Origin of the sequence: Halorubrum sp. ARQ200, from assembly GCF_005435115.1 — an archaeon.
GTDB classification, from domain to species: Archaea; Halobacteriota; Halobacteria; order Halobacteriales; family Haloferacaceae; genus Halorubrum; species Halorubrum tropicale.
The window spans coordinates 1-26,415 of the sequence record NZ_SGTZ01000014.1 but is presented as its reverse complement, the minus strand read 5'-3'; the positions used below and the strand labels follow the sequence as shown (position 1 = coordinate 26,415).

Below are 26,415 nucleotides of genomic sequence, written 5' to 3'. Positions count from 1 at the left end.
CGGCGCCGCGGTCGGAAAGCCGTTCGCCGCGGCCTCGCTTCTCAGCCGAACGCGATCTCCCGTCGAGCGACGGCGCTGGCCCCCGCGAGCGCGACCCCGAGGCCGGCGGCGAAACCGACCGGCAGCTGGACGCCACCGCCGCGCCAGTCCGCGGCGTACGCCCGGGCGTAGAAGTCCGCGGCCGACTCGCTCTCTATCGCGAGCAGCACCTCCCGGTTGTTCGTCGCCGCGCTCGGGTTCCAGTTGAGGCTGCCGACGACCGCCGCGTCGTCGACGACGAGCCCCTTCGCGTGGACCTTCCCGAACCGGCCGCGCGGCGCCGCGAGGTCGACCGCGATCGGTTCGTCGGCGAGCCTCGCCGAGAGGTTCCGGTTCGCCTCGCGGTCGTACCAGGCGTCCGAGAGCAGCAGGTGGACGTCGACCCCGCGGTCCGCGGCGCGCCGGAGCGCGCGGACGATCCGGTCGTTCGGCCCGCCGACCCGCGGCACGACCGCGAGCACGCGCTCGTCGGCGGCGTCGATCCGGGCGACGATCCGGTCGGCGGCGTTCCCCGGCGCCGTCAGGAGCGTCACGTCGGCCGTCGACGGCGCCGCGGGCGCCTCGAACCGCGTCGGGTAGGAGCCGTTCGCGCGACCGCCGTCGTGGAACTCGGTGTCGGCGCGGAAGGCGCGCCACGGCCGCGCGTCGCGCGCCTCGAAGTCGGCCAGGAACAGTTCCGCGAGGTCGTCCGCGACGCCCGCGTCGCGGTCGGCACCGCCCCCGGCACCGGCGTCGGTCCCGCCCGCGGCGCCGTGGTCCCCCCCGACGAGGACGCCCCACCCGCGGTTGCCGTGCCCGCCCGTGCCGGACGGCTTCCAGTTCTCCGTGAGGACGACGGCGCGGCCGTCGGCGACCGCGTACTTCGGGTGGTGGAACCGGAACCGCTCGACCTCGCCGTCGAGGACTCGGACCGCGACGCCGGCGGCCGTCAGCCGGTCGACCAGCGCCGCGCTCCGGGTCGAGAACCCCCCGACCGGCGACCCCTCTAACAGCACCCGGACCCGCACGCCGCGGTCGGCGGCCGCGACGAGCGCGTCGGCGACCCGCTCCGAGGTCAGCGTGTAGCCGGCCAGGAACAGGCGCTCGTCCGCGGCCCGGAGCGGCTCGACCGGCATCCCGGGACTGTCCGGGAGGACGAAGGGAGTCACGGCGGCGTCGGCGGTCGGCTCCGGGGAGCGGGAGTCGTAGCCGCGCGGGCGCCACTCCCCCCAGTCGGCGCGCCAGCGGTGCCCCTCGGGCGCGCGGTCGTACGCGACCACGGCGACCGCCGTGCCGTTCCGGCGGAGCTCGATCCGGTCGCCCGACGCGGCGAGCGGGAAGTGGTCGTCGAGCGCACGGAGCGTCGGGTCCCCGGTGCCGCCGTCGCCGGCGACCGCGGTCTCGTCGGCGAGCAGCGGCGTCGCGTTCGCGGGGTCCGTCGAGAGGGCGACGACGCCGCTGGCGTTCGCCGGGATCTCGGCCTCGTGGTAGCCGTCCGAGAGCGACCAGTCGCCGCGCTCGGGGAGCCGGACGACGAGGTACTCGCCGCGGTTCTCCGCGGCCGCCGGGTTCGGGAACAGCTCGACGATCCGCGGCGTCGTCGAGACGAGCGTTAGGTTCGCCGCGCTCCCGTTCGATCGTTCGGCGGCACCGCCGGAGTCGACGGCGGCGGCCGGCGAGCCGGGGGCGGGGCCGCCCGCGGCCGCGACCGGGACGAGGGCCGCGAGAGCGAGCAGCCCGAGCGCGACGGCGGCGATGCCCGCTGTCGCGTCGCCTGCGGGAGGAGATGAAACGAACGACACGCCGGGTCTCGCCCCGGCTTCCGATAAGAAGGGTCGGCCGAACGGCGGGCCGCGTCAGGCGGTCGGGGCGGGCTCGGCGCCGTCGTCGAGCGCGTCGCGCGCCTTCTCGCCCTCGGTCGAGACGACGAAGGAGCGCTCGTCGGCGTACTCGGCGACCGCTTCGAGCGCCTCGCGGGTGCCGATCTGCCGGAGCGCCCAGCCGGCGGCGGCGCGGACGTCGTCGGACGGGTGCGCCTCGAGCGCGTCGGCGAGGGGATCAACCGCGCGGGTGTCGCCGATCAGGCCCAGCGCGCGGGCGGCGTGGGGGCGGACGAGTTCGTCGGTGTCGCCGTCGGGGTCGAGCTGGTTCGCGAGGGGCTGGACGGCCTCCGGGGCGCCGATCTCGCCGAGCGCCTTGAACACCGCCTTCTGGAGCTGCGGGTTCGAGTCCTCGTCGACGTACTCGACGAGGGTGTCGGTCGCCTCCTCGGCGGCCATCTTCCCGAGGATCCGGATCGCGGGGCGGTCGCGCTTCTCGGCGCGGCCGAGGATCTCCTCGACGGACGCCTCGGTCTTTCCGCGCTTGCCCATCCGCTCGAACGCCTCCAGGCAGTGGCGCTCCATGAACTCGGACTGGAGCGAGTCGAGCGCGAGCAGGATCATGTCGACGTTGCCTCGCGCCTCGTGCTCCTTCAGCGCGGACCACTCGACCGGGAAGTCCTTGTAGTGGCCGAGCACGTCGTAGTACCCCTGCGCGCGGAGCTGCTCGTGGGTCTCGAGGTCGTCCCACTCCTCGGCGTCGTCGAGGGCGGCCTCCAACTCGTCGGTCGCCGCGAGCAACGCCGCGATGGCGTCCGCGTCGTCGTCCGCGTCGAAGCCGGCCTCGACGACCGTCGCCGCGACGGCGTCGAGCGCGGCGGTGAGCTGATCGACAGGGATCGGCTCCGCGGCGTCGGTTTCCTCGTCGTCCGCGGGCTCCGCCAGGAGCGCCTCGGGGTCCTCCTCCGCCTCCTCGATCGCGTCGGGAGCGGCGTCGTCGATAGCGTCGGCAGCCTCGTCGACGAACGACGTGACGGCTGCCGCGACGGCGTCGTGGCCCGCCTCGGTCCACTCGGTGTCCGCGACCGTCCCGGACGCGGCCTCGACCGCGTCGGCGACGTCCTCGCCGTATGGGCCGCGGGCGTCGTCGACGCCGTCGCGGAGCTCCGCGACGCGGTCCTCGAGGTCGCCGCGGGGGTCGTCGGCGTCCTCGTCGTCCTCGTCCGGCTCGGGGAGGTCCGCGTCCTCGATGCCGGTCGCCGCGTCGTCTAAGAGCGCCTCGACGTCGTCGAGGTCGGCCTCCGTCTCGGCGGCCTCGAGCCGGTCGGCGATCTCGTCGAGGTACTCGTTCAGGGACTCCTCGGTCGCGTCATCGGGGAGCGTCGGGGCGGCCGTCTCCGTCGACTCGTCGGCGTCCCCGCCGTCGTCCGCGGCCTCGGCCTCCTCGGAGGCGTCGGCCGGGTCGTCGTCGCCGTTGCTCATATACCACGAACTCCGTGTGTAGTCCATTAAGAGGTTTCCCTTCGCGGGCGCCGGGCGACCGCGTGCGGGGGCGAAACGGTGCGCTCGCCGGGCCGGACGGGCGCGCCGGTCCCCGACTCGCCTCTCACCGGAACCCCACCCCGGCGCGGGGCGGTCGACCGCTCGCCGCCCCGGATCGAACCGGCGGACCGCGCCTCGATTCGAGAGTCGTGTTCACGACCAGCACACTTTTATTATCGCCTTCTAATACCGTAACGATTCGATGCTGGACGTCGACCGCGAGGCGATCACCGACGGGCCGGTCGGGCGGGTGCTGCTGGCTCTCGCCGCGCCGCTCGTCGCGCAGAACGTCGTCTACGTCGCCAACGCGCTGGTCGACACGTTCTGGCTCGGGCGGGTGGGCGAGGACGCGGTCGCCGCCGTCGGGCTCAGCCTCCCGGTCCAGTCGCTGCTCGGCGTGACGGTCGTGATCGGCGCGGTCGGCACCCAGATCCTCGTCTCGCAGCGCGCCGGCGACGGCGACGAGGCGGGCGCGCGCCGGGTCGCGGTCAACGGGGCGCTGGTCGCGCTCGCCGTCACCGCGGCGGTCGCGCTCCCGGTGGTCGCCTACGCCGACGAGGTCGCGGCGCTGCTCGGCGCCGACCCCGCGCTCGCCGGCGCGACCGCGACGTACCTCGCGATCGTGACCGCCGTCCTCCCGGTGGGCGCGGTCGGCGACACCGTCGAGAACTGCTTCACGGCGTACGGCGACACCCGCGCGGTGTTCCACGTGACCCTCGTGGGCGTCCTCGTCAACGCCGTCGCCGCGCCGGTCCTCATCTTCGGCGTCGGTCCGGCGCCGGAGCTCGGCGTGGCGGGCGCCGCACTCGGCACCGCGCTCGCGGGCGTCGCCGGCCTCCTGTGGGTCCTCGGCTACGCCGCGGGGATCGGCCGCGACACCTTCCGGCTCACCCGGGACGCGTTCGCGCTCGACGCCGCGACCGTCCGCGAGGTCGTCGCCGTCGGCCTCCCGCTCGGCGGCCAACGCGGCGTGAGCGAGCTGGTCCGCGTCCTCGTCGTCGGCCTCGTCGCGGTCGCCGGCGGCGCGGCGGGCGTCGCGGCGTACACGGTCGGCGCCCGGGTCGCGACGCTCGCGGTCGTCCCGGCGCTCGGGATGCAGCAGGCCGCGCAGTCGATGATCGGACAGAACCTCGGCGCGGCCGCCCCCGAACGCGCCCGCCGGACGACCACGGTCGGCACCGGGATGGTCGTCGCGGGGTTCCTCGCGCTCGGCGCCCTCCAACTCCTGTTCGCCGGCGGGATCGCGGACCTCCTCGCGCCCGACCTCACCGCGACCGGGCGCGACCTCGCGGTCACCTACCTCCGGATCCTCGGCGCCTCCTACTGGGCGCTCGGCGGTACCTACACGCTGTTGGCCGGGTTCAACGGCGCCTCCCGCACCCGGACCTCCTTCGTCGCGGACCTGGTCAAGTACTGGGCGGTCCGGCTCCCCATCGCGGTCGCGGCCGTCCCGGTCGCGACGACGGTCGGCGCGTTCGGCGTCACCGTGACGCCCGGGCTCGGCTGGGGGGTCGAGGCCGTCTTCTGGGCGGTCGCGGCCTCGAACGTCCTCGGGTTCCTCGGGCTCAGCGCGTACTTCCTGTACACCACTCGCCGCGGCATGTTCGCGAACGCCGCCGAGCGCGCGGCCGGCGGCGAGGCCGACGCGACCGCCCCGGAGGCGGCGGACGACGACTGACGGCGGTCGGGTCGGGCGGGTCAGTCCGCGAGCAGGTCGGCGCTCTCGACGACGGTCGCGAACTCGCCGTCTAAGTGCGCGAGCGCGACGCGGTGGGAGGTCGCCGGGTCGATCCGCTCGCCGTCCGGCGCCTCGCGGGCGTGGGTCGCGGTCGCGTCGGCGACCACGGACACGTCGTAGCCGCGGTTCTCCGCCTCGCGCGTCGTGGTCGAGACGCAGTGGTCGGTGGTGAGCCCGCAGACGACGAGCGACTCGTACCCTCCCTCGCGGAGCCACGCGTCGAGCCCGGAGTCGAGGAAGGCGCCGTTGACCGACTTCTCGAACGTCGGCTCCCCGTCGACGGGGGCCGTCTCCGGCTTCCACGCGAAACCGGGGGCGTCCGGGCGCAGCGGCGAGTCCGGCTCCGTTGAGGCGTGCCGGACGTGCGCGACGGGGCGGTCGCCGTCGCGCCAGCGGTCGAGCAGCGCGGCCGCGACCGCCTCGGCGTCGGGGTTGTTGCGCTCGCCCCAGCCCGGCTCGTCGAAGCCCGTCTGGAAGTCGACGAGGAGGAGGACGGCGTCGTCGGGGACGGCCGCGTCGCGCGTCGCGTCGCCGCCCGCCGGCCGCTCAGTCATCGCCGAGCCCAGACGTGACCGCCGCGTCCCCGTCGGCTGCCGAGGCGTCGTCGTCCGCGAACCGGCGCCACGCGCCGGGTTCGAGGAGGTCCGCCGGCGCCCGCGGGTGGTCGCGGGCCGGCGAGAGCGGGCAGGCGTCCGGGCTCGCGTCGTCGTCCTCGCGGAACAGGTACTGCGTCCACTCGCGGTCGCCCTCAACGCCCCAGTCGCCGAGGTCGGCGTGGGGGCAGACGCCGTCGTAGTCGCTCATCCGGTCGCGGATCGTCTCGCGAGCCCGCTCGCCGGCCTCGGTGTCGGCGGTGATCCCCTCGAAGACGGCGCGGGGCTGGAAGGTTATCTCCAGCCCGACCGGCGAGTACCGGCTCTTCCGCTCCTCGTAGAACGGCGCCCGCGACGTGGGGAACAGCGGCTCGCCGCCGAAGCAGAACTCCCAGCGCGGGGTGTCGGGATCGGTCGGGATGTCGTCGGGCCACGGCTCCGGGTCGTGGACGTGGAGGAACTCCAGCACGTGCCAGAGCCGCTCGTGGTAGTGCGCCTCGCCGCGCTCGCCGTCCGGCGGCCTGAAGAACACCGCGAGCGGCGCGCGGTCGGCGTGGTCGGGGTACGTCTCCAGGTACTCGACGAGCACGTCGCGCAGGCGCAACAGCGCGGCGGGGTCCGTCGTCGACTCGCAGGCGGCGTACAGGAGGTCGCCCTCGCGCTCGACCTCGATCCCGAAGTAGCAGGGGAACGGCGACCCGTCGCGCTCGCCCAGCATCGACTCCCGGAACGTCCGGTAGTGTTCGCGGAGCCACGGCGGCGCGTCGTCGAGCCGACCGCGGAGCGTCGCCTGGTCCAACAGCACGCCCTCGGTTCCGGGCTCGTTCATACCCGCATTCGGGGACAGACCGGCTTTTGGCTTTCGGGGAATCCGGCGCGGCGGGAGCGCGGGGGCGAAGGATTATCAGCGATCGCGCCGACGCTCACCGGCGGTATGGCGGCGGACGACCCGCGCGACCTCGAACGCTTCCTCGACGCGCAGGACGGCGTGATAGAGGCGGCCAGGCGGGAGCTGCGGTCGGAGCGGAAGCGCGGTCACCGGATGCGGTTCGTGTTCCCGCAGGTCGAGGGGGTAGGGAGCGGCCGGACCTCGCGGCGATACGCCATCGGGTCCCGGGAGGAGGCGGCCGCGTACCTCGCGCACCCGACGCTCGGGCCGCGGCTGCGGGAGTGTACGGCGATTGGCAATGGGACCGACGGGCGGACGGCCCGCGAGGTGTCCGGGGCGCCCGACGCCCTGAACTTCCGGTCGTGGATGACGCTGTTCGACGCGGTCGCGGACGGGTCCGAAGCCTTCGGGGCCGCGCTGGACCGCTACTACGACGAGCGCGACGAGGGGACGCTCCGGTTCCTGCGAGAGGAGTGAGGTCGGCGGTCGGGAAGTCGACCGCCCGACCGGGCCGACGCCCGGCTCAGTCGCCCGCCACCGCGAACCGCGAGGCGTCGCCCTCCTCGGTCGGCGCGGTGAGCAGCGAGACGCCGACGGTGAGGACCGCCGACAGCGCCATCAGCCCGAGCGCCACGTCCCAGCCGCCAGCGACGGTGCGCGGCAGCGTCGGGACGGCGTCGACGACCGCCGACAGCACCACCGCGAGGTACGCGACCTGCGGGACCGCGACGCCGGCGAGCATGCCCGTGCGCGTCGTCCGCGGCCAGTAGAGCGCGCAGATCACGGGGAGCGCGAGCAGCGCGAACCCGGAGAACGCGGTGCCCCCGACCTCGACCAGCGTCCCGGGGCGGAACAGGCTCGCGACGAACGCGAGCGCCGCGAACCCGGCGACGCCGACGCGCGCGACCCACGCCTCGCGGCGCTCGGAAGCGTCGGCGTTCACCACGGGCCGGTACACGTCCCGGGTGAAGTACGACGACCCCGACAGGAGCATCGAGTCGGACGAGGACATCATCGCGGCCATCGCGCCGGCGATAACGAGCGCCGTGAACCACGCCGGCGTGTACTCGCCGAGCACGACCGGGAGCACGTTCGCGTTCTCGGGGACCGTGACCGGCGTCCCGGCCGCCCACGCGCCGAGCATGAACGCGGGCAGGAAGAGCAGGAGGACGAGCACGGGCCACAGCGCGAACGACCGCTTCAGCGTCGCGGCCGACTTCGCGACGAAGAAGCGCTGGTTGATCTGCGGGAACATCGTCACGCCGAACGCGATGGTGACCGCCGTCGAGATGATGAACCCGGGCGTGTACGTCCCGCCGCCGAAGCTCCCGAACTCGGGGCGAGCGGCCAGCATCCCCTCGGTCGCGGCGCCGACGCCGCCGAGCGACGAGACCAGCCACGCGGCGGCGATCCAGACGACGGAGAGCATGAACAGCCCCTGAAGCGTGTCGGTCCACGCCACGCCGCGGAGCCCGGCGACGGCGACGTAGAGGATCATGAACGCCGTGATCAGCGCCGCGCCGCCCCAGTAGGGCACCGCGCCGTTCGTGAGCCCCACGAGCGCCTCGCCGGCGCCCATCTGCTGGAGCATGACGTACGGGAACAGCCAGAGGAGGCTGACGCCGGCGACCAGCGCGCGCAGGCCGGTCGAGCCGAACCGGTCGCCGAGCATCTCGCCGAGCGTCACGTAGCCGTTGCGGGCGCCGATCAGCCACTGCTTGTAGCCGATCACGTACCACAGCACCGCGAACAGCACGCCGTCGAGGGTGCCCATCACGATCAGCCACTCCGGGCCGGCCGCGTACGCGAGGTTCGGCCCGCCGAAGAAGGTGAACGCCGACAGCAGCGTGGCGAACGTCGTGAAGAGCAGCACGAGCGTGCCGATCGACCGGTTCGCGAGGTAGTAGTCCTCCGCCGTCGACTCCGAGACGCGGTACGCGACCAGCCCGAGCGCGAGCGCGGCGACGAGGTAGCCGACGACGACGCCGAGCGAGAGCCCCAGCGTCATCGGCGATCACCGTCGACGGGCGTCGGCGCGTCGCTGCCGGCGACGTCGCGATCCGGTCGCCGCCCCATCCCGCGCTCCCACGCGCCGCTCCGGACGAACAGCGCGAACAGGGCCGTACACAGTCCGAGCCACGCCACGTGCCACCAGATCCACACCGGCAGCCCCGCGACGACTGCGTCAACGCCCCACAGGGGCCACGGCACCGCGAAGGCCACGAGGACCGCGAACGTCGGTATCCACACGAGATCGCTCCGTGAACGCGTCATGTGAGAGAATAGTGTTTCCATAGGTACAAAGAACTATCGAACAGATTCGGATAGGCTTTTCGTAGAGAAATTTTCTTCAATAGTCGGCGACGGAGGAGGAGGGTGCGATAGCTATTTTCCGCGAGGAGCGCAACCATACACGGACGGGCGCTACCGCCCGACATCACCATTCACCACTCATGAAAGACACAGAGAAATACCTGATACACGCCACCATCGCGGCCGACGGCGTCGTCGAGCGGAGCGACGTCGTCGGGGCGGTGTTCGGCCAGACGGAGGGGCTGCTCGGCGACGAGTTAGACCTCCGCGACCTCCAGGAGTCCTCGCGCGTCGGCCGGATCGACGTCTCCGTCGAGTCCGAGAACGGTCAGTCGTTCGGCGAGGTCACGGTCGCGTCGAGCCTGGACAAGGTTGAGACCGCCATCTTAGCGGCCGCGCTGGAGACGATAGACCGCATCGGTCCCTGTCACGCCTCCGTGGAGGTGACGAGCATCGAGGACGTGCGGGCGGCCAAGCGCCGCGAGGTCGTCGAGCGCGCCAAGGAGCTGATCGCCGGCGGCTTCGAGGAGACGAGCCTCGCGAGCAGCGACGTGTTAGACGAGGTGCGCGACGCCGCGCGCGTCGAGGGCATCGTCGACTACGAGGGGCTTCCGGCCGGACCGCGCGTCGGCGACTCCGACGCCGTCATCGTCGTCGAAGGGCGCGCCGACGTGCTCACGCTCCTCGACTGCGGGATCAAGAACGCCGTCGCGGTCGAGGGGACGAACGTCCCCGAGGCGGTCGCCGGCCTGACGGCCGACCGGACCGTCACCGCGTTCCTCGACGGCGACCGGGGCGGCGAGCTCATCCTCCGCGAGCTCGCGCAGGTCGGCGAGGTCGACTACGTCGCGTTCGCGCCGCCCGGCGAGTCCGTCGAGGACCTCGACCGCGACGCCGTCTTCGAGGCGCTCCGCGGGAAGGTGCCGTACGCCAGCCTCGCGGACGCCGCCGACCTCCGCGCGGCCGCCAGCGACGAGGAGGTCGCCGACGGCGACGACTCCGGGTCGGTCGCCCGCGTCGGCGACGGCGGGGCGGTGCCGGGCGACGCATCGGGCGGTGGCTCGACCGGCCCGTCGACTGAAACGACCTCGTCGCCCGAGGTCGAGCCGGAAGACGAGTCGTCAAAACCGGACGAGAGCGACGCGGCAGCTGAGACCGGTGACCCGTCCTCGGCCGACGGAGCGAGCGAGTCGGAGCCGACGTCGACCGACGACGCCGATCCCGGCTCGACACTCGACGCCGACGCGGCCTCTGCCGTCGAGCCCGACGCTGGATCGTCCGAGGAACCGGACACCGAGTTGGCCGAGGAGCCGGACGCCGAGTCGGCTGAGGAGTCAGACACCGAGTCGGCCGCGGAGCCGGAGCCCGACGAGAGTAACGACGAACGGGGCGACGTGACCGACGACGGACCCGACGAACAGCGGTCGATGGCGGTACACGTCGACGAGGTCGTCGACGGCGCGACCGGCCGCGCGCGGCTCCTCGGCGACGAGTTCGAGGTCCTCGACGAGGTCGACGCCGGCGAGGCGTTCGACGCGGTCGAGGGCGCTGAGCCCGCGCCGCACGCCGTCGTCGTCGACGGGACCGTCGACCAGCGGCTGCTCGACGTGGCGGCCCAGCGCGGCGTCGCCGACGTGGTGGGCCGCGACCTCGGCGAGTTCGTGAAGCGCCCGGTCGGAACGCGCGTCCTCGCGGCCGACGACGTTTGGGCCGAGAACTGAGGCGGGCCGGCCGGCGTTTCAGACCAGTCCGACCGCGCCCAGCAGCGCGAACAGCGCGTCGCCGTACGTCAGCGAGACGACGAGGCCGACCGCCATCGGGACGACAAACGGCATCCCGGGCGAGACCAGCACGCTGTCCTCGTGAGCGACGACGTCGAGACCGTCGCGGAGCGTCGCGGCGTCGGTGCCGTAGGCGCCGTGGTCGATGTCGTCGAGGAAGCGCTCGGCCGCCCAGGGGTCGTCGACCTCTGGGTCAGCGTCGGCCGCGTCGGCGGCGTTCGCGTCCTCGACTGCGCGTCCCCCGTCTGGGACCGCGTCGTCCACTGCGCGTCCCCCGTCGGTCCGCGGGCCGACGTGAGTCCCCCCGTCCGTCGGGTCGAACGTCTCGCCGACGGAGGCCGGGTCACGGAGGCCGTCGGGGTCGGCGCGCAGGTCGGCGAGCGTGAGCCCGCGCCAGCGGAGGTACATCCGGAGCGCGTCCAGGTCGAGCCCGCCCCGGGTGGGCCCCTCCGGGCCCTCGAACAGGCGACCGTGGCGGTCCGGCAGCGAGTCGGTCGCGACCGGGCGCGCGAGGAACATGCTCGAGGAGACCTCGCCGCGGACGAGGTTGAGGGCGGCGAGGCCGACCGGGTACGCGAGCCCGATCAGGACGGTGTTCGTGAGGATCGTCAGCGAGAACACGCCGAGCTGGGTGCCCACGAGCGGGAGCGTGGCGCCCCCGACCTCGTAGGCCGGGAACGTCGGGAAGACCACCGCGAGCGCGATCATCGCCTTCGCGTCGGCGCCGCCGAACGCGCCGAGGTACCAGAAGGCGTAGCCGAGCGGCGCGACGAACAGCAGGCTGATCGCGGCCCGAACGAGGAAGATCCGCCCGTCGAACCCGGCGAACGGCCACAGCGAGGCGGCCTCCCAGACCAGGAGCAGCGCGCCGAACAGGTACAGCGGCGGCCAGAGCCGGTTCGGGAGGCGCCGGGTCCGGACGTCCCGGATCGCCGCCCACGCGAAGACGGGGACGACGAGCAGTCGGAGGAGGTCCGGCAGCGTCGCGACCATGTCACCACGGGCGAGACGGGGCCAATTAGGCGTTCGGGTTCGGCTATCGCGAGCGATAGCGCCCCGCGGTCCGCCGGGCGTCTCGTCCCGGTCCGGCGAGGCCCCGTCCCCCGATCCGCCGGCCCTTTGTGAGTCGCCCGCCGACCGGAGCGCGAGGCGCCACCGCCTCGGGACGAGCCTGTACGCCGGCCTCCTGTTCACCGTGCCCGGCCTCGTCGCGCGGGCGACCGGCCGGCCGTTCGTCTTCCCGAGCCTCGGCCCGTCCGCGTTCGTCCTCGCGTTCGACCGCCGGAGCGTGCGGGAGCGGGCCGTCCGCGTGGTCGGCGGTCACCTGATCGGCGGCGTCGCCGGGCCGGCGGCGCGGACGGCGATCGCCGACGGCGCCGCGCTGACGGCGACGCCGCCCGCCCTCTCGCCCGAGGGGGTTCGCCTGACGGCGAGCGCGGTCGCCTCGCTCGTGGCGACCGGCTGGGCGATGATCGCGACCGGGACGGTCCACCCGCCGGCGTGCGCGACGACGCTCATCGTCTCGCTCGGCCTCCTCTCGACGCCGACGGAGGTGGCGATAATCGTCGCGAGCGTGACCGTCCTCGTCGCCTTCCACGCCGGCGTCATCCTGGCCTTCAAGCGCCTCGTCGGGGGCACGCACCCGCTGTACGGCCGGGACGAGGCGACCGACGCGGACGGCTGACGCGAGTCAGTCGCCGGACCGCTCCGATTCGTCCGGGCGGTCCGGCCGCCGGTCGAAGACGGCGAGTATCGGCTCGGGGTCGGCGAGGCCCGGGATCCGGTACTCGTCGTCGCGGAGCTCGATCGCGACGGTCTCGGTCCCGAGCCGCCGGTCGAGCCCGCTCCGCTCCACCCGGAGGTCCGTCTCGTCCCACGGTTCGACGCGCCAGAGCGCGGTGCCGAGCAGCCGGTCGCGGGCGACGAGCGCGTCGTCGCCGGCGCGGTACTCGACGAGCCCGTGCCGGAGTTCGTGGTCAATTGCGGCGAGGCCGAGCGGGAGGGCGACGGCGACCGCGAGGAGCGTGACGGCCGTTCCCCACTTCCCGCCGAGCGCGAACAGCGCGGCGCCGAGCGCGGGGAGCGCGGCGAGGTACCACAGCCCCGGGTGGCCGATCGGGGTCGTCAGCGCCCCCGCGACCCGCGTACGGGCGGGCTGGCGGACCGTCTCGACCGGCTCCGCGAGCGAGCCGTCGACGGGCTCCGCCGCGGGCGGGTCGTAGGAGAAGCCAAGGTCGAGCGCGGACGACTCGTCGAGCGCAACTAACCGGTCGCCGTAGAGGCTCGCGAGGTCGAACGCGAACTTCACCGCGACGATGCCGAGCAGGAGGGGGAGACCGATCGCGTCCGGGTCGAGCGCCGATATCGGCGCGTCGCCCTCCAGCGTGCCCGCGGCGACGACCGTGACGGTGAACAGCGCGCCGAAGAAGATGGCCGCGCCGCGCGCGAACACCCCCTGAGTCGCCGTCTGGGCGCTGTGGTCGCGGTACTCGCCGCGACCGAAGTACTCGACGAGCGTCGTCGCCCCCTCACCGAGGAAAACGGCGAGGACCGCGAGCGTCACGGTGTCGAGCGCCCGCGGCGACAGCCCGCCGTCCGCGACGACGCCGACCGTGAGCGTGCCGACGACCCCCCAGACGACCGCGAGGATCGGGGCGGCGACCGGGAGGACGAGCAGCGACGAGACCCGGACCTCGACGCCGGTCCGCGGGACCGACAGCCCGCCGCGGCGCTGCGCGAGCGGGCCGACGATCAGCCCGTCGCGCTCGATCTCGGACGGCCGGCCGGCGAACAGCGCGCGGACGAGCGCCCAGCCGGAGGCGATCCCGAGTTCGAACCAGTACAGCGTCATCAGCGCGGCCGCGTTCCAGCCGAGCGCGACGACGCCGACGAGCGGGAGCAGGGTGGCGACGGCGACCGAGAACGCGCGCGGTCGGCGGCCGCGACCGAGCGCGCGCAGGCGGTCGGGCAAGCGGGAGGAGGGCATCCGTCGGTCGTTCCGCGTCGTCGCACATAAGCGGTCTGGAGCGGGCCACCACAGGAACCGGGCGAGAGAACCGGCGCGGGCCGCCGCGGGGCCCGACCGACGGCGGCGTCCCCTTACCGCGCCGGGCCGGCCTCCCGGTGGAGGTAGAGGTACGCGAGCACCGGGACGATGGTGAAGACGAGCGTCGAGAGCGCCCAGAGGGGCGCGTAGCGGCTCCCGCGGGCCTTCGCGTCGCGGTAGATCCAGACCGCCGCGGCGACGACGACGCCGTAGATCACGAGCGTCAGCGGGAGCGACCACGGGAGGGCAATGCCGAGGGGGATCATGGCTCACCGGTGAGGTCCGCGCACATCACGAAGTCGGGTTCGGTCGCGACCGACACGCGGTTCGCGGCGACGTCGCTCACGTGGTCGACCGTCTCGGGGATCAGCACGCGGGCGCCGTCGGCGTCGGCCGCCGCGGCGTCGGCGGCGACGGCGTCGAACAGCGTCCCCGCCGCGTCGGCGTCGCGCCACGCGGCGACGCCGTACGTCGCCGTCCGGGTCGTCTCGCCGTCGACCTCGCGCTCCGTCACGCGCGTCCGGACCGCGACGCCGGCGACCGCGTCCGCGTCGCCGACCGCGAGGAGGCGGTCCTCGGCGGTCGCGGCCGCGAGCCGCCCGCGGGTGAGCTGCGAGCAGGCCCACGACTCGTCGGGGTCGAGCGCGAGCCCGCGCAGGTGGTCGCGCGCGTCGCTGTCGCTCCAGAACGCCCACGCCGCGTTCGGGTCCGGGTCGGCGAGGGGGCCGACGCCGGCGTCGGCCGCACCGTCGAGCGCGGTCGCGTCCGGGTCCGGCTCGGCGAACCGGAACTCCGTCTCGGGCTCGAAGCCGACGGCGCGCGACTGGCCGAGGCCCATGGCGTTCCACGAGAACACCATGTTGCGGCAGACGGCCGCGCCGCGCTCGCGGGCCCAGTCGAGGGCGGCCTCCGAGAGCGCCGTGCCGACGCCGTGGCCGCGGGCCGCGGGGTCGACGCGGATCCCCTGTCCCCACGCCTCCCACTCCGACAGCGAGACGGCCTGGATACAGCCGACGACCGCCTCGGGGTCGCCGGCGTCGGCGGCGCCGGTCCCGTCGCCCTCGACGCGCGTGTCGCCCGCTTCCCGGCCGTCGAGGTCGGCGGAAGCCGCGGCCTCCGGCGGGAGGGTCGCGACGAAGGTGCCGCGGTCGGGGTCGTCGTCGGCGGCCCAGTCGGGGAACACCCGCGGGATGTAGTCCTCGTGGCGCTCGCCCCACGTGTCCCGCGTGAAGGCCGCGACCGCGTCGGCGTCGGCGGGGCGCGCCTCGCGGACGGCGACCGCCGGGCCGCCGGCGGCGGACCCGCGACCGCTCATCGCCAGGGCCGCGACTCCTCGGTCAGCTCGCCGGCGAGGTCGCGGCCCATCGCCTCGGCGGGGTCGGAGCGGTTCGCCAGCGCCCACATGAGCTTCACCTTCGCGGTGCCGGGGAGGGTGTCGCCGGCCTCGACGACGCCCGCGTCGAGCAGGTCGCGGCCGGTGTCGTACACGCGGTCGCATACCCGGCCGGCCAGGCACTGGCTCGTCATGGCGACGACGGCGCCGCCCTCGACCAGCTCCTCGATCCGCGGGATGAGGTCGGTGTGGACGTGGCCGAGCCCGGTGCCCTCGATGACGACGCCGTCCTTCCCGTCGAGGTAGTCCCACGCCGCCGGGTCCATCCCGGGCGTGAACTTGACGAGTTCGACGTCGCCGTCGAGGCCGGACTCGACGCCGACGGTCCCCTCGTCGTCGCCCCGCGGGAGCGGCTCGCGGTTCCACTCGACGGCGGCGTCGGCCGCGTCGCCGTCGGCGCCCGCCTCGGCGGCCGCCTCGTAGTCGATGACGCCGAGGGGCGCGGCGCCGACCGTCTCGAAGGCGTCCCGACGGGAGGTGTGGTTCTTGCGGACGCGCGTGCCGCGGTGGAGCGCGCAGGCGTCGTCGGAGGGAGCGGCGTGCATACAGACGAGCGTCTCGGCGTGGTCGGCCTTCGCGGCCTCGACGGCGCAGACCGCGTTCATCACGTTGTCGGAGGAGGGGCGGTCCGCGGAGCGCTGGCTCCCCGTGAACACGACCGGCACGGGCGAGTCGAGCATGAAGGAGAGCGCGGACGCGGAGTACTGCATCGTGTCGGTGCCGTGCATCACCACGACGCCGTCGGCGCCCGCCTCGACCTCCTCGGCGACCGCCGCGGCGAGGTCGCGCCAGATGGACGGCTCCATGTTCTCCGAGAGGATGTTCGCGACGACCCGGCCGCGGTAGTTCGCGCGGCCGGCCAGCTCGGGGACCGCGCGGAGCACGTCCTCCGCGTCGAACTGGGCCGTGACGGCGCCGGTCCGGTAGTCGACGGTGGAGGCGATGGTCCCGCCGGTGGAGATGAGCGAGACGGTGGGCAGGTCGTCGTCGAAGGTGATCTCCGAGGTGGCGTCCCCGTCGCCGTCGGTCTCGGCCGCGGGGTCGACCTCGCGGACCCCGGACTCCACCACCTCAACGTCGGCCGCCTCGCGGTCGATGCCGACGTTGTAGCCGCCGTCGAGCTTGACGACGAGGTGGTCGCGCGTCGTGGAGGGGAGCAGTACGCCCTCGTTGGTGACGCCCCCGCGCTCGACGCGGACGCGATCTCCCGGTTGCATACGCCCCGGTTCCGCCGGGGCGGACTTGAATCCAACCGTTCGCGGCGCGGAGCGGTAGGGCGACGGGAAACAGGAGAGAAGACGGAGGCCGGCGGCTATCGGCCGATCGCGGGAGCGGCGGGCGGCGGGGTCAGTGCTCGATGTACTCGGCTTCCCAGTCGGTCCGGGCCTCGATTTCGCGTCGTCCGCGGCGAGTCAGCGTGTAGTAGTTCGTGCGGCGGTCGCGCTGGCCCTTCTCGACGAGCCCCTTCTCGACGAGCGTGTCGAGGTTCGGGTAGAGGCGGCCGTGGTGGATCTCCTTCTCGTAGTACTCTTCGAGCTCCTCTTTGATGGCCAGCCCGTGCGGCTCGTCGAGCCCCGCGATCACGTAGAGCAGGTCTCGCTGAAAACCTGTGAGGTCGTACATACAACTGCCTCTACATACCTGTCGAAAATAAATAAATATACCGTTATATCAGTCCACGTACGACCGGCGAGCGGGCCCTGCGTCCCCGGAACACCGGACTCCGTTCTGTCAACTCCGCAACCGTCGCGTGAGTCCGGACCGCGTGTTCACCGGCGGCAGTCGTTTCGGTTGGGTGATACGTGTCGTCGACCGGGGCGAAAGGCGCACTCGGAGGCGAGTGACGGAACTGCGCTGCGGTCCGGCGGCGACGCTCGGTCCGAACGTGGTACCGCGCGCTCCGCTCGGGCGCGACGCGAGACGGACCGACCGCTAGGCGGTCGAGCGTCGGAAGAAGGCACGCCCGACGCGGAAAAAAGCCGCGTCGGGCCTGCCGATTGGTCCCCGCTGACGCTTCGGCCCTCCAGACGAAGCGTCACCAAATTGTACAGCGTAGAGAGTCATAAACGTGTCGTACGTCGCTCACATATGTTCCTCTTCTAACACCCAGCCGAGCGCGCGCTTGTAGTGCGCGAACAGTTCCTCGACGCCGCGGTGGTTCATCTCCTCGTCGTCCAACTGCTCGCGGAGGAACTCGTACTGCTCTCTGACTTCCTCTTCGGAGCGCATGCGAGACGGATAGGGAGCGGTCCCGGATAGTGTTGTGGCCGACGGTGGCCGTTTCGGGGTCGGCGGCGGAGGGCGGTCGGCGTCCGACGCGCGGCGCTCGGGAGACGGGGACCGCGCGGCTGGGACGCCGATCAGCGGTACCACGCGACCAAGACGCCGCCCACCATCGACACGCCGACGGCGGTCAGGAGTCCGCCGAGGCGCACCGACCCGTCGAGCGTCGTCACTCCGAGGAGCATCGACACGCCGATCATCGTCGCCAGGGCGCCGGCGATCAGGAACAGGGCGCCCCACACGACGTCGGGGACCAGTTCCGCTACCGCGCCGAAGAACACGTCGAATATCTCGTCGAGCATGGGGACCGGGCGTGTGCGGTGACGGCGCTCCCGAAGAAAACGCTGTCGCCGGTCGCCCGCGAACGGTAACGTTGATACGTCGACCGCGGGTACGAGAGGAGACGATGGACGACCGGACCCGCGAGTACCTCCGGGGGCGGTTCGGCGACTACTACCGGTCGGTGTCGCTGTCGCTCCCGCCCGACGCGAACCTCCGCGAGTGGGGCCACATCCCGTGGACCCCCGGGTCCGGGACGACGATGGTCCGGCACCGGTCGCTGTTCGACCTCGGCAACGTGGACACGTTCTTCGCGGACAACGCCCCCCGGCACGCCTACTTCTCGGCCGCGCGCTACGACGACCCCGGCGCGGCGACGATGGGACAGAAGGGGTGGCGGAACGCCGACCTCGTCTTCGACCTGGACGCCGACCACCTCCCCGGCGTCGACCCGGAGACCACCTCGTACCCGGAGATGCTGGCGACGTGTAAGGACGCGCTCCTTCGGTTGTTGGACTTCATCGACGACGACTTCGCGTTCGAGGACGTGACCGTCGTCTTCTCGGGCGGGCGCGGCTACCACGTCCACGTCCGGGACGAGGGCGTGAGGGAGTTAGACAGCGCCGCGCGCCGCGAGATCGTCGACTACGTGCGGGCCATCGACCTGGACACCGACGGCCTGATCCGGACCGTCTCCGACCGGGGGACGACGAAGCGCGTCCTCCGCACTGAGGGCGGGTGGGGCGCGCGCGTCCACGACGCCTTGGTCGAGTACGCCGACGACCTCCGGGAGATGAACGACGAGGCCGCGCGCGAGGAGCTGATGAAGTTTGATGGGATAGGTGAGAAAGGGGCGAAGACGATCCTCGGCGCGTTCGACCGGAACCCGACGGCGGTGCGCGAGGGCAACGTGGAGGCCGGCGGGCCCGGGGTGCGCCGGCTCGTCTCGGCGCTCGCCGCGCGCGTCGCCGCGGAGGACGCCGCGCCGATCGACGAGCCGGTGACCACCGACACGCGGCGGCTCATCCGGCTGCCGGGGACGCTCCACGGCGGCTCCGCCCTGGTCGTCACGCCGCTGCACCGGGACGAGATCGCCGACTTCGACCCGCTCCGGGACGCCGTCCCGGAGCGGTTCGTCGGCCGCGAGATCCGGATCGAGACGGACGCGGATCGGACGGTAGAATTAAACGGCGAGCGCGTCAGAGTTGAATCCGGTAGAAACACCGTGCCCGAGTTCGCGGGGGCGTTCCTGATGGCCCGCGGCGAGGCGCGGAAAGCCCCCGAACGATGACCGACGAGCAATGAACCTCGACGAACTCCGGTCCGCGCAGGCGAAGGAGCGCCGGAAGGACAGCCTCCAGCACCTGCGGGACTCGTTTTACGACGACGTGGGCGCGTACGTCGCAGACCTCCGCGCCGCGCGCGACCGCCGCGCCGAGCAGGTCGAGAACCCGTTCGCGGACGACGACGTCCGCCGGCTCTCCGACGAGGTCGAGACCGCCGAGGAGGTCGCGGAGGCCCTCTACGAGCGCCGGGTCGGGAAGGTCGTCAAGCTCGCCTCCTTCGCCGCGGCGGACATGTCCGTCGACGAGGAGGGGATGACGACCGAGGAGCGCCGGCTGTTCGACGACCTCGTCGAGCGCATCACCGCGAACAAGTCGGAGGTCCTCGACGTGCTCACGGGCGAGTCGCCGGTCCAGGAGGGGTCGCCGATCCGAGACGAGTCCTCGACCGCGGACGGAGCGTCGGCCGCCCGCGACGCCGGGGGATCGCGCGACACGACGCCGACCGACGCGACGCCGAACGCCCCGGCGGCCGAAGCCGAGACGCCGCCCGCCGGGACGGGGCCGGACCCGGCGGGCGCCGGCGACGCGACCCCCGAGAGTGGGTCCGCCGCCGCGGACGCGCTCGCCGGGGCGATGGGCGGAGGCGAGACCGAGTCGACCGGCGACGCCCCGGCCGGGCCGACCGAGGGCGACGCGGACCCCGCCGCCCCGGAGCCGACCGGCGACGCCGGGACCGCGGGGGACGGCGAGCCGACGCCGGTGCCGCCCGAGCCGGCGCCCCCGGGCGCGGTCGGGGTCGACGACGATCCGGACGGGACCTCCACGGGCGACGCCGACGAGGAGCCGACCGCCGGCGCGACGACGGACGGCGGCGCGGTGCCCGAAGGGACGGCGACCGGCTCGCCGCCCGCTGATACGGAACCGGCCGCGGGTTCGGAGCCGACCGCAGATCCGGAGCCGGCCGGCGGAACGGAGCGAGCGACCGTCCGGATCACCCGCGACGTCGGGGCCATCTTCGGCGTCGACGAGCGGGAGTACGAGCTCGCGAGCGAGGACGTGGTCTCCCTCCCGGTGGAGAACGCCGACCCGCTGGTCCAGCGCGACGCCGCCGAGCGCATCGACTGACCGCGGCCGATGGCCGCCTCCGCGACCGACGGCCGGGGCGGCGCCGGCCCCAAACCTGATTCCCCGGCAGCCGGACGTGTCGCGGCCGCGTGCGGCGCGGTCGCGACGCTCTCCGCGCTCTGCGGCATCGCGCTCGCCGTGCTGCTCGACCCGACCTTCTCGTGGACGACCGACGCGCTCTCCGACCTGGGGGTCCGCGACGGGAGCGCCGCCGCGTTCAACTGGGGGCTGATCGCGGGCGGGGCGGCCGGGGTCTGCTACGCGGCGGGCCTCGGACGGGCCGGGCGCCCAGTCCTGGCGCCCCTCCTCGCGCTGGCGATGGTCGCGATGGCCGGCGTCGGCGTCTTCGACCTCACAGAGCCGCTCCACGCTCCGGCCGCGATCGGGTTCTACGGACTCGTCACCGCGGTGTTCGCCGTCGACGGCTGGTTCAGGCGACGGGAGCCGACCGGCCGCGTCGCGCTCGCGTTCGCGCCGGTCCACGTCGCCGTCTGGGCGACGTTCGCCGCCGGGTGGTGGCCCGTGACCGGCCTCGCGCTCCCCGAGCTTCCGGGGGCGCTCATGTTCGCCGCGTGGGTGTGGGCGGTCGGGCCGGCACCGGTGGTCGAGGCGATCCGGTCCCCGCTCGGCGGCCCGACCGACGGACACTAACGCCGCGGGCGGCTACGGCCCGTCGATGGAGTTGGAGTTCCTCGGCGGCGCCCGCGAGGTCGGCCGCAGCGCCCTCCTCGTCGACGACGCGCTGCTGCTGGACTACGGGCTCATGACGGCGGACCCGCCGCGGTACCCGGTCCGAGACCCCGAGCCCGAGGCCGTCGTCGTCTCGCACGGGCACCTCGACCACGTCGGCGCGGTGCCCGCGCTGCTGAAGGGCGACCGCCGACCGCCGGTCCACTGGACGCCGCCGACGGGCGACCTCGCCCGGACCCTCGCCGAGGACACGCTGAAGCTCCACGGCAACAGCCCGCTGTGTCCGTTCGGCGCCGAGCACGTCGCCCGGCTGGGCGAGGTGGAGCGCCGGCACGGCTACGGGGAGCCGTTCCCGGTCGCGGGCGGGATCGACGGCGGCGGATACGAGGTGACGCTGTTCTCCGCGGGCCACATCCCCGGCTCCGCGCACGTCCTCGTGGACGACGGCGACACCAGGCTGCTGTACACCGGCGACTTCCACACCGACGACCAGCGGTTAGTCGCGGGGACGACCGCCCGCCCGGACGCCGACGTCGTGGTCTGCGAGTCCACGTACGCCGACGTGAGCCACGATGACCGCGCCGCGGTGGAGTCGGCGTGGGCCGACGGCGTGGAGCGGACGATCTGGGAGGGCGGCACCGTCGTCGCGCCCGCGTTCGCCATCGGCCGGACGCAGGAGCTGCTCCTCGTCGCGGCCGCGAACGGCCTCACGCCGTACGTGGACGGGATGGGCGTCGAGGTGACGGAGACGCTCCGGCGGTACCCGTCGTTCCTCCGCGACGCGGACGCGTTCGGCGAGGCGGTCGGCCGGGCCCGCGTCGTCACGGGCCGCGACGGCCAGCGGAAGCGGATCGCGGCCGAGAAAGCGCTGGTCGTCACCACCTCCGGGATGCTCGCCGGGGGGCCGGTTCAGACGTACCTCCCCGAGATCCGGACGAACCCGACGAACCTCGTCACGCTCACGGGGTACCAGGTTGAGGGCACGCCCGGCCGCGAGCTCAAAGACCGCGGGCAGTTGGAGCTGAACGGGCGGGTGCAGCCGGTGAGCGCGCGGGTGGAGTCGTACGACTTCTCCGCGCACGCCGACCGCGAGGGGCTGGAGTCGTTCTTAGCGTCGTACCGAGGGGCGCGCGTGCTGGTGAATCACGGCGACCGCTGCGAGGCGTTCGCGGCGGACCTGCGCGGGGACGGGATCGAGGCGAGCGCACCCGAGATCGGGGAGCGGATCGAGCTGTAGCCGCGTCGAACAGAGGATACCGCGTCCCGGTTTATTTTCTCCGCCCACGCAGTTCGGGCGGCTCTTCGAGGTTCCCCAGCCGAGCGCGCTCGCCGTAGTGGTAGTGGAGCAGCGCGGAGACGGTGAAGGCGGTGACGACGAACACGGCGGCGGTGGTTCCGTCGATCGCGGCGAGGCCCGGAACGCCGATAGAGACACCGACGAGGACGAGCCCCGCCAAGACGGCGAGCCCGAAGTAGTAGAGGCTCCAGGGTATCTCGCGCCCGCGTAACACCTCGATGTACACGTCGAGGTCGTCGAGCGTCGGGGTCGGCTCGACGAGGTTCGCCTCCTCGTCGACGCGGACCACGTTCTTCTCCTCCAGCTTCGGCAGGTGGATGCGCCGGAGCGTGCTGTACACGTTCCGGCGGTCCTCGTACTTGACCGCGTCCGGGTCGACGCCGCGCTCCCACGCGGTGACGTGCGTGGAGAGCTCGGACACGTCGACCGGCTCCTCCGCGCGCTTGAGCGCGTGGATGACGAACCGCCGGCGGCGGTTGGAGAGCATCTCGAAGACGTCGTCTTCGGAGAGGTCGTCGATCTCCGAGCGCGGTTCGGCCGTCGGTGCGGTGGTGGATCCCATGCGAGTGTTCCCTCCTCATCGGCGTTCGGCCCCGTCCGGAACGCCCGGTTTCGAGCGGTACTGCTCAACCGGGCCACATAAACTGGTTAGATAGTTAATCTGTTACTCTCTACTGGGTGAGAAGAGATAACACGTCCCGTTGGTCATACAGGAGAGCCCTGACCCGCGGTTGGGTCTGTATACCGTCGAAAAAGCCGTCGCCGAGTGGGTTTCAGGCCGGTCCCGATGGTCGCCGCAATCGGTCGATTCGAGTCGAAGACGTGCTGCCGAAGCGTTCAGGACTGTCCCGACGGTGGCAACGAGGCGAGCGTGTGGGGCGACGATCGGAAACTACGGATCCGACGGGATCACCCGGTAGGTCCAACGGGGATCTCATAACGAAGTACCACCCGTCGTATGTGTTTTCCAAGCACTCCCGGCCCGGACGGCGGGTCGCGGGAGTGCGTGAACACAGGTGAGAGACGACATGGACCGACGCAAATTCGTGATCGGTGCGGGATCGCTCGCTGCCGGCGGGGCAGCCGCAATGGGTACTGGTGCGTTCAGCGCGGCAAGCATGAATAGGGATTCGAATATTGACGTTGTCAACGACGCATCCGGTCTTATTGGGCTTGTTCCGGGCGATACTGACCTCGTGTACGAGACTGATAACCCGGGAGAACTGAAGATCGACTTCACCTCTGATGAAGGTGGGGAGGGTGTGAACGTCAATTCGAAGTACCAGATCGGGGCGATGTTCAACGTCTCGGGAGCCCTCGAAGTTCCCGGCAACAGTCCGACTGGTAATCCGGCGTTTGAAGTTCAGAACCAGTCCGATGCGACACAGAACCTCCTGATCGACTACGAACTGACCGGAGACAGCCAAGACTGGCCCGCAGACGACGGTTCGAAGCTGTACTTCCAGACGCGCCCGATTGGAGGTGCTGAGTGGGGAGGATACCCAATTAAAGACCTTACTAAAACAGCAGAGGTTGGCGGTAGCGGAGGAGCGGCTATCGCGTACACCGAAAACAACACCAACGACGACCGTATTCCGGCGGGCAATGCGATTGGTGTTTCAATTCTCGTGGATACGACGGGTGCAAACGCCAGCCCGGACGACGACCTGTCCGGTACCCTCCAGATCCGTGCCGGAAGCGAGGCACTGGCTGCGCAGGATTAGTACAGTTCTTTTGTTCTTATACTTTTGATAGTTTGTCAAAATTCACCCAGAAATCGCCCTGTCCGTCGATAGTCGATATCTACGATGAAAACGGATCGAGAACGAGTCGCGCTGGAAGTACCCGTGAACGGTGGCGTCCGACTCACTCCCGCTCACGCAGCTCGGGCGGCTTCTCCAAGTTCCCCAAGCGAGCGCGCTCGCCGTAGTAGTAGTGGAGCGCGGCCGAGACCGCGAACGCGGTGACCGCGAAAACGGCGACCGCGGTCCCGCCGAGCGCGGCGAAGCCCGGAACGCCGACTGCGACGGCGACCTGGACGAGCCCGGCGAGCACCGCGAGCCCGAGGTAGTAGAGGCTCCACGGGATCTCGCGGCCGCGGAGTACCTCGATGTACACGTCGAGGTCGTCGAGCGCGGGCGTGGGCTCGACCACCTTCGCCTCGTCGTCGTACTCGACCACGTCGTGTGCGTCGAGCTTCGGCAGGTGGGTGCGCGTGAGGACCGTGTGGACGTTCCGGCGGTCGTCGTAGTCGATCGTCTCGGGGTCGACCCCGCGCTCCCACGCGGTGATGCGCGTCGAGAGGTCCGCGACGTCCATCGGCTCCCCGGCGCGTTTCAGCGCGTGGATCGCGAAGCGCCGGCGGCGGTTCGCGAGCAGTTCGAAGATCTGTTCGTCGGGCAGCGATACGTCGCGCGTCGTTCCCAGCGGCGTCGTCGAGAGCATCGTGTGGCGCGCGCCGACCGAGATCGCGGTGACGATCTCCTGTTCGGCGGTTAACATTACTGGGTACGGAACCACACATAAATCAGGAGGGTGCTTAATCTGATAAGATCGGATTTTGGCCGGTTCTGTGTGTCCCTACGGCCGGGTCAAGCGGTGCTTGAAGGGCGGAAATACGGGCTGAAACCGTGGATTCGGGTTTGTTTCCGGGAAACGACGTGATTCGGGGTCAGGGTGTCGGTCGAGGTGGGATCAACCGGTGCCTGCGGCGGTTCGAGGTCGCGTCGTGATTCGTTCCGGGTGCGCCTGCGGTACTTCGAGCGTGTCATAACGATATTGGATAGGGTATATGGGGGAAGTGAAGCGACCGACGCGGGACGACCCCCGCGAGCTCGGTCGCGGACACACAACTATGGAACGTCGTAAATTCCTGATCGGCGCAGGTGCATTGGCTTCTGGAAGCGCAGCCGCTGTGGGTACGGGCGCGTTCAGTAGCGTTGAAGCAGATCGGACCGTTTCCGTCACCGTTTCGAACGACGAAAACGCATTCCTACAGCTCGATCCAACTGCGGATGCCGACTTTGCTACCACCGACGGCAACGGTGTGTTCGAACTGGATTTCAGCGGAGTCAACGGCCAGAACGGAACTGGCGTTAACGCCAACGCTACAACCGGATTCGGTGCGGAATTCACTATCAAAAATCAGGGAACCGAGCCAGCTCGCGTCGTGATTGACAAGTCGGCTGTTGATGATGCCCTCTCTGGAGATGGAGGTATCGGATTCTACGTTCCCGTCAAGTCGGACCCCACCAATGACTTCCCTGATGGAATCTCGGGTGCTACGCTCACTACCACCAATCCGAATAGCCGAGGAAACGTCGGCGTTATCCTTGGTGTCGGTGCTGAGGTGCCGGTTGCTGGTAACCTGAACATTGACGGTTGGGAAAGTAGCGTGAGCGACTCCTCGATTACGGTTTACTCTATCACCGATGACAGTGAACGGTTCCCCAATGGCGGTCCGGGACCGGACGACGAGAACGGGGGACTGCGCATCGGCGTTGAACCCGACGATCCAACTTCGATCGGGTAATACTTCGACGATAGTCCGACTGCCACAATGAATCGAAGAAAATTCTTGATAGGCACTAGCGGCCTTGTGGCTGGATCCTCAGCCATCCTCGGTAGCGGAGCGTTTGGTTCCGTTGAAGCGGATCGGAACGTGGCAGTCACCGTAGCGAATGATCAAAATGCGTATCTCGTCCTTGACGGGATATCCGAGAATTTCGCTGAAGACGGCCAGCTACTAAGTTTCCAATTCGACAATGAAGTAGCGCCGGAAGATGGGGGAACCTTCGATGAAACGGGAGATGGTGTCAGTCCAAATTCCGTTTACGAGTTCACAAACCTATTCCAAGCACAAAATCAAGGCACGAAGCCAATGGTCCTCTTCGGTCAGTACGACGATACCGAACTAGAGTCAGTACAATTGATCGAAGAGGGACGTCAAACGCCTCTGACGAGGCAAAATCCATCGAGTGTTGTCGAATCACCGGGAGACTTTATCAGAGTTGGTCTCCGACTAGAAATTGGGGATATACCTCCTCAAGAGCTTAATACGGAAGTTTCGATTGTAGCTGCTACTAGGGATTCAGAACGCTTCCCAGAAGTATTCCCAGATGGGAGCTGACATGGGCACAGAATAGAAGGTATCAGCAAATATAATGGCTGAGATGATGCCTCACGGCCTTTCTAACGGTCGCGTTAAGTTTGGCGTGAATTGTGGTAGACGGCGAAGGCTTCGAGCCAGTTTTGAGCTGTCTCTAGCGCGACATTGCTGAAACTATTCGCAAATGATGATGTTCGTCGTTCTATCTCCCAAA

At 71.2% G+C, this 26,415-nt stretch carries 27 protein-coding genes and 1 pseudogene; 11 read left to right on the top strand and 17 right to left on the bottom strand.

Features of this window, described 5'->3' with window-relative positions; all coding sequences use genetic code 11:
- Positions 1–41: 41 nt before the first annotated feature.
- Positions 42–1,754: a phospholipase D-like domain-containing protein gene (locus EXE50_RS14250; RefSeq protein WP_394347759.1), complete on the bottom strand. Its 1,713-nt coding sequence runs from the start codon at positions 1,752–1,754 to the stop codon at positions 42–44.
- Positions 1,755–1,874: 120 nt separating this feature from the next.
- On the bottom strand, positions 1,875–3,320 hold the full coding sequence (locus tag EXE50_RS14245) for a HEAT repeat domain-containing protein (protein WP_053770626.1): 1,446 nt from the start codon (positions 3,318–3,320) through the stop codon (positions 1,875–1,877).
- A gap of 262 nt (positions 3,321–3,582) precedes the next feature.
- Here EXE50_RS14245 and EXE50_RS14240 point away from each other — a divergent pair, with 262 nt between their 5' ends.
- On the top strand, positions 3,583–5,058 hold the full coding sequence (locus EXE50_RS14240; RefSeq protein ID WP_137705390.1) for an MATE family efflux transporter: 1,476 nt from the start codon (positions 3,583–3,585) through the stop codon (positions 5,056–5,058).
- Between the two features lie 20 nt (positions 5,059–5,078).
- Here the strand turns inward: EXE50_RS14240 and EXE50_RS14235 are convergent, their stop codons facing one another.
- Positions 5,079–5,672 (bottom strand): cysteine hydrolase family protein, encoded by a 594-nt coding sequence (locus EXE50_RS14235; protein WP_137705389.1) that lies wholly within the window; start codon positions 5,670–5,672, stop codon positions 5,079–5,081.
- Positions 5,665–6,540 carry a YqcI/YcgG family protein gene (locus tag EXE50_RS14230; protein WP_137705388.1) on the bottom strand — a complete coding sequence of 292 codons (876 nt, stop codon included), beginning with the start codon at positions 6,538–6,540 and terminating at the stop codon, positions 5,665–5,667. Before EXE50_RS14230 ends, EXE50_RS14235 begins: the two co-directional genes overlap by 8 nt.
- Before the next feature lie 105 nt (positions 6,541–6,645).
- On the opposite strand from EXE50_RS14230, the gene EXE50_RS14225 reads away from it, so the two are divergent.
- The gene (locus EXE50_RS14225; protein WP_137705387.1) at positions 6,646–7,077 is read left to right on the top strand and encodes a DUF1810 domain-containing protein; all 432 of its coding nucleotides are present in this window, start codon (positions 6,646–6,648) and stop codon (positions 7,075–7,077) included.
- 46 nt (positions 7,078–7,123) lie between these two features.
- Here EXE50_RS14225 and EXE50_RS14220 read toward each other — a convergent pair whose 3' ends face one another.
- Together EXE50_RS14220 and EXE50_RS14215 are read right to left on the bottom strand one after the other, a co-directional pair.
- Positions 7,124–8,608: a sodium:solute symporter gene (locus EXE50_RS14220; protein WP_053770621.1), complete on the bottom strand. Its 1,485-nt coding sequence runs from the start codon at positions 8,606–8,608 to the stop codon at positions 7,124–7,126.
- Positions 8,605–8,874 carry a DUF3311 domain-containing protein gene (locus EXE50_RS14215; protein WP_053770620.1) on the bottom strand — a complete coding sequence of 90 codons (270 nt, stop codon included), beginning with the start codon at positions 8,872–8,874 and terminating at the stop codon, positions 8,605–8,607. Before EXE50_RS14215 ends, EXE50_RS14220 begins: the two co-directional genes overlap by 4 nt.
- Positions 8,875–9,053: 179 nt before the next feature.
- On the opposite strand from EXE50_RS14215, the gene dnaG reads away from it, so the two are divergent.
- Complete coding sequence (gene dnaG / locus EXE50_RS14210) at positions 9,054–10,634, top strand: DNA primase DnaG (protein WP_137705386.1); 1,581 nt, start codon at positions 9,054–9,056, stop codon at positions 10,632–10,634.
- An 18-nt stretch (positions 10,635–10,652) separates the two neighbouring features.
- Here dnaG and EXE50_RS14205 read toward each other — a convergent pair whose 3' ends face one another.
- A complete protein-coding gene (locus EXE50_RS14205; protein ID WP_137705385.1) occupies positions 10,653–11,687 on the bottom strand; it encodes an A24 family peptidase in 1,035 nt (344 codons plus the stop codon).
- 202 nt (positions 11,688–11,889) lie between these two features.
- Between EXE50_RS14205 and EXE50_RS14200 the strand changes: the two genes are divergently transcribed.
- Entirely contained in the window at positions 11,890–12,378 is a 489-nt protein-coding gene (locus EXE50_RS14200) for an HPP family protein (RefSeq protein ID WP_241982685.1), read from the top strand.
- A gap of 6 nt (positions 12,379–12,384) precedes the next feature.
- On the opposite strand, the gene EXE50_RS14195 is transcribed toward EXE50_RS14200, so the two are convergent.
- From EXE50_RS14195 to EXE50_RS14170, 7 genes are all read right to left on the bottom strand, one after another.
- Positions 12,385–13,680 (bottom strand): DUF6498-containing protein, encoded by a 1,296-nt coding sequence (locus EXE50_RS14195; protein WP_137705383.1) that lies wholly within the window; start codon positions 13,678–13,680, stop codon positions 12,385–12,387.
- Between the two features lie 113 nt (positions 13,681–13,793).
- Positions 13,794–14,006, bottom strand: coding sequence for a hypothetical protein (locus EXE50_RS14190; RefSeq protein ID WP_053770616.1), 213 nt, complete (start codon positions 14,004–14,006; stop codon positions 13,794–13,796).
- A complete protein-coding gene (locus EXE50_RS14185) occupies positions 14,003–15,055 on the bottom strand; it encodes a GNAT family N-acetyltransferase (RefSeq protein ID WP_053770615.1) in 1,053 nt (350 codons plus the stop codon). Before EXE50_RS14185 ends, EXE50_RS14190 begins: the two co-directional genes overlap by 4 nt.
- On the bottom strand, positions 15,052–16,350 hold the full coding sequence (gatD, locus tag EXE50_RS14180) for a Glu-tRNA(Gln) amidotransferase subunit GatD (protein ID WP_053770614.1): 1,299 nt from the start codon (positions 16,348–16,350) through the stop codon (positions 15,052–15,054). The genes EXE50_RS14185 and gatD overlap by 4 nt, the downstream gene beginning before the upstream one ends.
- Before the next feature lie 130 nt (positions 16,351–16,480).
- Positions 16,481–16,756: a PadR family transcriptional regulator gene (locus EXE50_RS14175; RefSeq protein ID WP_004597247.1), complete on the bottom strand. Its 276-nt coding sequence runs from the start codon at positions 16,754–16,756 to the stop codon at positions 16,481–16,483.
- Between the two features lie 459 nt (positions 16,757–17,215).
- Positions 17,216–17,362, bottom strand: coding sequence for a hypothetical protein (locus EXE50_RS17510; protein WP_006112955.1), 147 nt, complete (start codon positions 17,360–17,362; stop codon positions 17,216–17,218).
- Between the two features lie 131 nt (positions 17,363–17,493).
- Positions 17,494–17,718: a hypothetical protein gene (locus EXE50_RS14170; RefSeq protein WP_137705382.1), complete on the bottom strand. Its 225-nt coding sequence runs from the start codon at positions 17,716–17,718 to the stop codon at positions 17,494–17,496.
- 104 nt (positions 17,719–17,822) lie between these two features.
- Here EXE50_RS14170 and priS point away from each other — a divergent pair, with 104 nt between their 5' ends.
- The 4 genes from priS to EXE50_RS14150 are packed head-to-tail and all read left to right on the top strand — an operon-like array spanning position 17,823 to position 22,033.
- Positions 17,823–18,986 carry a DNA primase small subunit PriS gene (gene priS, locus EXE50_RS14165; RefSeq protein WP_137705381.1) on the top strand — a complete coding sequence of 388 codons (1,164 nt, stop codon included), beginning with the start codon at positions 17,823–17,825 and terminating at the stop codon, positions 18,984–18,986.
- A 10-nt stretch (positions 18,987–18,996) separates the two neighbouring features.
- A complete protein-coding gene (locus EXE50_RS14160) occupies positions 18,997–20,106 on the top strand; it encodes a hypothetical protein (protein ID WP_137705380.1) in 1,110 nt (369 codons plus the stop codon).
- 9 nt (positions 20,107–20,115) lie between these two features.
- Complete coding sequence (locus EXE50_RS14155) at positions 20,116–20,757, top strand: DUF998 domain-containing protein (RefSeq protein WP_137705379.1); 642 nt, start codon at positions 20,116–20,118, stop codon at positions 20,755–20,757.
- A gap of 25 nt (positions 20,758–20,782) precedes the next feature.
- Positions 20,783–22,033: an MBL fold metallo-hydrolase gene (locus EXE50_RS14150; RefSeq protein ID WP_137705378.1), complete on the top strand. Its 1,251-nt coding sequence runs from the start codon at positions 20,783–20,785 to the stop codon at positions 22,031–22,033.
- A 31-nt stretch (positions 22,034–22,064) separates the two neighbouring features.
- On the opposite strand, the gene EXE50_RS14145 is transcribed toward EXE50_RS14150, so the two are convergent.
- Positions 22,065–22,655 carry a transcriptional regulator gene (locus tag EXE50_RS14145; protein WP_137705377.1) on the bottom strand — a complete coding sequence of 197 codons (591 nt, stop codon included), beginning with the start codon at positions 22,653–22,655 and terminating at the stop codon, positions 22,065–22,067.
- A gap of 466 nt (positions 22,656–23,121) precedes the next feature.
- Between EXE50_RS14145 and EXE50_RS14140 the strand changes: the two genes are divergently transcribed.
- Complete coding sequence (locus EXE50_RS14140; RefSeq protein WP_137705376.1) at positions 23,122–23,817, top strand: hypothetical protein; 696 nt, start codon at positions 23,122–23,124, stop codon at positions 23,815–23,817.
- Between the two features lie 142 nt (positions 23,818–23,959).
- Here EXE50_RS14140 and EXE50_RS14135 read toward each other — a convergent pair whose 3' ends face one another.
- On the bottom strand, positions 23,960–24,538 hold the full coding sequence (locus EXE50_RS14135; protein WP_137705415.1) for a transcriptional regulator: 579 nt from the start codon (positions 24,536–24,538) through the stop codon (positions 23,960–23,962).
- 409 nt (positions 24,539–24,947) lie between these two features.
- On the opposite strand from EXE50_RS14135, the gene EXE50_RS14130 reads away from it, so the two are divergent.
- Together EXE50_RS14130 and EXE50_RS14125 are read left to right on the top strand one after the other, a co-directional pair.
- The gene (locus tag EXE50_RS14130; RefSeq protein WP_137705375.1) at positions 24,948–25,625 is read left to right on the top strand and encodes a hypothetical protein; all 678 of its coding nucleotides are present in this window, start codon (positions 24,948–24,950) and stop codon (positions 25,623–25,625) included.
- A gap of 129 nt (positions 25,626–25,754) precedes the next feature.
- Complete coding sequence (locus EXE50_RS14125; protein WP_137705374.1) at positions 25,755–26,222, top strand: hypothetical protein; 468 nt, start codon at positions 25,755–25,757, stop codon at positions 26,220–26,222.
- 74 nt (positions 26,223–26,296) lie between these two features.
- Here the strand turns inward: EXE50_RS14125 and EXE50_RS17795 are convergent.
- A pseudogene (locus tag EXE50_RS17795) lies at positions 26,297–26,415 on the bottom strand (IS6 family transposase); the annotation flags it as partial.